The following is a 4,767-nucleotide window of genomic DNA, read 5'->3' on the forward strand; positions in this document are numbered from 1 at the left end:
ACATACCGACAGAAGCACTTCGGCGCTGACCACGAGGTATCGGCGTGTGAACTCGCATCTTGGGAATCTGTGGGGGGGACCAAGACAGCGGCGCTAGGGGCTCATATCGTCGATCGGATCAGAGAGTTGCTCGGCGAGAATGGGTTATCTATTGCCGAGCTGACGGAGCGGAGCCGCCCTCTCCCAACGGATTGATTCAATCGTTGACGCTCCTCCTATCCGGATCCGGGTTTTCGCACGCTGATCAACAGAGTTACAGCGCGCAACGCCTGTAGTGGGCATCAGGGGATGGGTGGCAATCAGGATGATTGCCCACCTTCCAACGATTAACCTTGCTCAAGTTGCTTCACTAGTCGCTCCGCGTCGAGATGGAAGTCCGAGAAAACAATGCTACCGCCAGCGTCGATAACCGTAAACCACGGAGTTCCTCGTGTGCGGTAGTCTTCCATGAAGGTTGGAAACGGCGAGCCGGTCGGTTGCTCGTCGTGACCGAAAACGATAGGAAGCTCATACTTGAGCTGGTTCACGCGCAACTTCTCGAAGGTATTCTCATGCGTTCCTTCGAAGACGGTCTGGATCACTGCGAACCCCACGTCTTTTGAGCTCAACGCTGCATGCAACTTTTGTAGCGTCGGAAACCCATGCAAATGGCAACCTTGGCACCAATGCTGGAAGGCAAACAAGATTTTCGGGCCGGGCCCGATATCTGACAGTTTGAACGGCGCGATACTTTCCCCATCTTTGCCAATCCATTTTTGCACCCGCAGCTCAGGCGCTTGTCGTTCGATCTCGTTCATCTGATCCTCCAACCCCGATACAGAAGCTTAGTGGATGATCGCGCGTCGCGACGGTGCGCGAACGTCCGACCTTATTTTCCCTATTTCCTGAAGCCAGAATAGATCAGATCGACATTTCGTCCTTAATATACTCAAGCTGCCGGCGAGCGCGAACTGGGCAACCATGCGCTGGTGAGCCTTGAGCTTTGCACGCTGCCCATCCGTTTGAGAGCGAACCTGCAACTTCCGCTCCGCATACCGCAGATCAGCGTACGCAGCCTTGGGGTTATCTACCCTATAGCCATTGGGTATTGGGAATCATGCTGGCCTGACGCTATGTTCGATACGCGATTTTTTACGATGATAGAGCATCTGTATCTGATTTTTAGTCGATTGGCTTATTCGGCGGATGTGCGGGCAAATGCTTTACGCAGAGTACTGAAATGAAGGCCGGCTTCGGTCTGCCGTATCGAGCAAGAGGGGTCACTATGGTCACCAGAGGTTTCACCGGTCGCGGTTCAGGCGACCAGTCCGATCGGATTCCGCCAGGTCAGCATCTGGTGGAGGATTTCCCTGTTCTGTCGGCCGGCCCTACGCCGAGGGTAGAGCCCTCCGACTGGAAATTCACAGTCAAAATTGGTCCGAAGCCCGTCAAAACGTGGAATTGGGGCGAATTCAACACTCTACCAAAGACCCAGGTGACAAAGGATATTCACTGCGTCACCTCTTGGTCCAAACTGGATACCGTTTGGGAGGGTGTACTCATTGAAGACATCCTTGCAGATGCAGAGCTTGATCGGCCTACCGATTTCGTCTTGGCGCACTGCTACGATAATTATTCGACAAACGTCCCTCTGACGGATCTGCTTTCCGGGAAAGCGATGGTCGCCCTCAGTTATGCGGGCAAGCCACTTTCCCGCGATCATGGGGGGCCGGCGCGTCTTCTAGTGCCGCACCTTTACTTCTGGAAATCCGCCAAATGGGTGAATGCGCTGCAATTCACGACGCGTGACGAGGCCGGCTTTTGGGAGCTGCACGGCTATCACATCTACGGCGATCCGTGGCGCGAACAACGATACACCCATGACTGAAAACGAAGCGCAAGTCCGTTCGTGGCAATCATGCGTGATCGACGACATCATCCAGCAAACACCGAGTATCAAGAGCTTCTTCCTTCGGTTGAGCAAGCCGTTCGCGCACACCGCAGGTCAGCACGTCGATATCCGGCTGACCGCGCCCGACGGCTACAGTGCAATGCGCAGCTACTCGATCGCGTCATCGGCAGTTTCGACCCCGATCGTCGAGATAGCTATCGAGCGCATGCCGGATGCCGAAGTTTCGCCGTTTTTTCACGACATCGCGGCGATTGGTGACGAAATCGAAGTTCGCGGTCCGCTCGGTGGCCATTTCCTTTGGCCTGAGCCTGCCATAGATCCGGTTCTGTTGATCGGGGGAGGCTCCGGCCTCGTGCCGTTGATGGCAATGATCCGGCAGCGCCGCGCATTGGCCCAAGCCGTTCCGACAGCGTTGCTCCTGTCCGCACGAACCGCCGAGGACGTTCTCTTCTCAGAAGAACTTCATTGCATCGAAATCAGCGATCCGGCGTTCGTCCTGGCGCTCGCGATTACGCGCGAGAAACCGGTTCGCGCATCGGACTTTGCGCGACGGATCGACGGCATGATGGTCCAAGAAATTCTAACCAGGCTTCAGGGAAAGCCGACGCAAGTGTTCGTCTGCGGGTCTAACGGATTCGTCAACATCGCAACCGATAGCGCGCTGCTGGCGGGCTTGGACGCCTCCATCATCAAGACGGAGCGCTACGGGGGCTAGCGGCGCGAGCTATCTCACGTCGCGCCGATCGTAGACGTGCGCCCTGGGAAGCTTTGGCGATCAACGTGAACCGTTTTGCCGAACACAGTCTTCGTACCCCCCGGCCTCTAGAACGCCTTCGCTCGCGATACCTGGCTCGACATCAAGCTCAATTTGAAAGTTCCTGCACTATCCGTCGTCCTGATATGCTCGACCAGCATGATGGGCGATTCGAGCGGGACCGCTTCCGTCCCAATCGAGGCTCGGTTACCTTAGAGCATCGGCTCGGCGCTACAGGAGGCGCGTGCGGCCTCTGCCTGGCGGTGAAAGCACTTTGGGCCATGTCGCCTGGATAGCGGCCAATCGTCAGCATCTGCTCCGATGTCGGCCAAGGTGCAGTCGCCATCTTTGAACGCCGCGAATTGGAGATCAACGCCATGACAGCGATCCGCGTGCAACTGCCGGAGATGCAATATGACAACTGATGTATTGCTGTACACCACGAATTGGTGCCCGTTCTGCCGCCGAGCGAAGGCGCTCCTCAAGGAAAAGGGCGTGCGATGGAAGGAGCTCGATATTGAGGCGGATCCGGCTCACCGGCAGGCCATGGCGGAAGCGTCGGGGCGAAGCTCCGTGCCGCAGATCTTCATCAATGGCACCCTTATCGGTGGCTCCGATGAGCTATTCGCGCTCGATGTCAGAGGCGAGCTCGACAAACTTCTCGGGCGCAACCCGCCTGCCACCTGAGGAGGTGCGGCTTGGGGCAGCCAGCCCGCGAGCCTTCGCCGGTTGATGAATACAAAAGGAGAGTCCGTTGGTCTCAGCCATCTGGAAAGACACTACTATCGCCACAAGCGACGAAACAGTCATCGTCGAGGGAAATCACTACTTCCCACCGTCAGGAGTCGACCTGAGCCTGCTTGAGATGAGCCCGCACACATCTGTCTGTCCGATCAAAGGCGCCGCGCGCTTCTTTCATGTTCGCGCGGGTGACGCGCTCAACGTGAACGCCGCTTGGACCTATCCCGCCCCCACTCCGGATGCCGAGGGTATCCGGGATTACATCGCTTTCTGGAAAGGCGTGGACGTTGCCTAGCAGACTGGACGGACGACTTCGCTGATAGCCATGCGGGCGCCGACATCTCAATTATCCTGCCCACCCCGGGCCTCGTCGGCTGCAGGAATCTGCCCGGCACCTTAGCGCGACCCGGCACTGGCGGTCTCGCACCCGCCGCGCCTCTGTTCTATCAATAAGGATGGATGACATGGAGCATTCCGAGTTCGATGCCGCTTTCGCGAAGCTTGCGGAGGGATACAGAGAAGGGACTTATGAAGGCCGGCGTTTCAGCTTGATCGTCCGGCGATCTGGGGACGGACGTCGCAACAGTCTGTTCGCCAGGGAGTTGGACGGGACTGACATTGTCAGCTTCAACCTCTTCCGCGTTACATCAGATAGGACATTGTTGAAGCCGTGCGAAATGTCCGCCGAAAAGGTCGTAGCGTTCGTGCTGGAGTTCCGACCGGACACCTGACGGGCAGAAGAAGATCCCGGCCAACCGGCGCGCCTGCGACGGCCGGCTATCTAAGGCTGCGCAAGCCTATAGCCGCAGCTCATTGCACTTCGTCTGGCGAGGAATTCAACATCGATACGTCGCCATCCGCGGGGATATCGGTACAGGCGCCCGTGTAAGCCAGATTGAGAAATCCTAAGCGATGACTAACACCAATGACGCCACCCTTCCGACACATTCTATTCTTGAGGAATGCACAGCGATGGCTGTCGTCAACGCTCTGAAGATTATTCTGAAGAACAGCTACGCGATCTACCTTAAGACAAAAAATGCCACTCGGGCGCATCCCGCCCCTACTTCAGGGACTTTCACTTGCTTCTCGCTCTGTCACTCACAGCATCGGCACGCCCATGACGCATGGTATCCAGGCCTCATAATTTTCCCATATAACCTTCTTGTCTTTTGCGCACCCAGAAAGACTCGAGGCTTTAACTGGACAGATGAGCCCTCGAGGGTAGTGTTCACCTGATTGGCTTTCTCATATCTGATGTTGATTCGCACAGTGTGCCAACCAGGTGATAGTTTCAAAAAACCTGCGCTTCAGAGCGAATTAGACGATCTTCGATAAGAGCGATCCGCCTCAAAATCCAAAACATCTAACATTGTCCTAG

At 56.4% G+C, this 4,767-nt stretch carries 6 protein-coding genes; 5 read left to right on the top strand and 1 reads right to left on the bottom strand.

Annotated features, from left to right (window positions below):
• Positions 1-326: 326 nt before the first annotated feature.
• Positions 327-797 (bottom strand): TlpA family protein disulfide reductase, encoded by a 471-nt coding sequence (locus tag MF6396_RS27720; RefSeq protein ID WP_003464979.1) that lies wholly within the window; start codon positions 795-797, stop codon positions 327-329.
• Positions 798-1,219: 422 nt separating this feature from the next.
• Here MF6396_RS27720 and MF6396_RS27725 point away from each other — a divergent pair, with 422 nt between their 5' ends.
• The 5 genes from MF6396_RS27725 to MF6396_RS27745 all read left to right on the top strand — a co-directional run bounded on the left by MF6396_RS27725 (position 1,220) and on the right by MF6396_RS27745 (position 4,117).
• Positions 1,220-1,867, top strand: a complete 648-nt coding sequence (locus tag MF6396_RS27725) for a sulfite oxidase-like oxidoreductase (protein ID WP_002118288.1) — start codon at positions 1,220-1,222, stop codon at positions 1,865-1,867.
• The gene (locus MF6396_RS27730) at positions 1,860-2,606 is read left to right on the top strand and encodes a ferredoxin reductase (RefSeq protein ID WP_002118292.1); all 747 of its coding nucleotides are present in this window, start codon (positions 1,860-1,862) and stop codon (positions 2,604-2,606) included. The genes MF6396_RS27725 and MF6396_RS27730 overlap by 8 nt, the downstream gene beginning before the upstream one ends.
• Positions 2,607-3,059: 453 nt before the next feature.
• Positions 3,060-3,332 (top strand): glutaredoxin 3, encoded by a 273-nt coding sequence (grxC, locus tag MF6396_RS27735; protein WP_005005995.1) that lies wholly within the window; start codon positions 3,060-3,062, stop codon positions 3,330-3,332.
• A gap of 67 nt (positions 3,333-3,399) precedes the next feature.
• On the top strand, positions 3,400-3,681 hold the full coding sequence (locus MF6396_RS27740; protein ID WP_003464986.1) for a DUF427 domain-containing protein: 282 nt from the start codon (positions 3,400-3,402) through the stop codon (positions 3,679-3,681).
• Between the two features lie 169 nt (positions 3,682-3,850).
• Positions 3,851-4,117 (top strand): hypothetical protein, encoded by a 267-nt coding sequence (locus MF6396_RS27745; protein WP_003464988.1) that lies wholly within the window; start codon positions 3,851-3,853, stop codon positions 4,115-4,117.
• The last annotated feature ends 650 nt before the right edge of the window (positions 4,118-4,767 follow it).

The sequence above is a fragment of the Pseudomonas sp. MF6396 genome (assembly GCF_002018915.1).
Lineage (GTDB): Bacteria > Pseudomonadota > Gammaproteobacteria > Pseudomonadales > Pseudomonadaceae > Aquipseudomonas > Aquipseudomonas palmensis.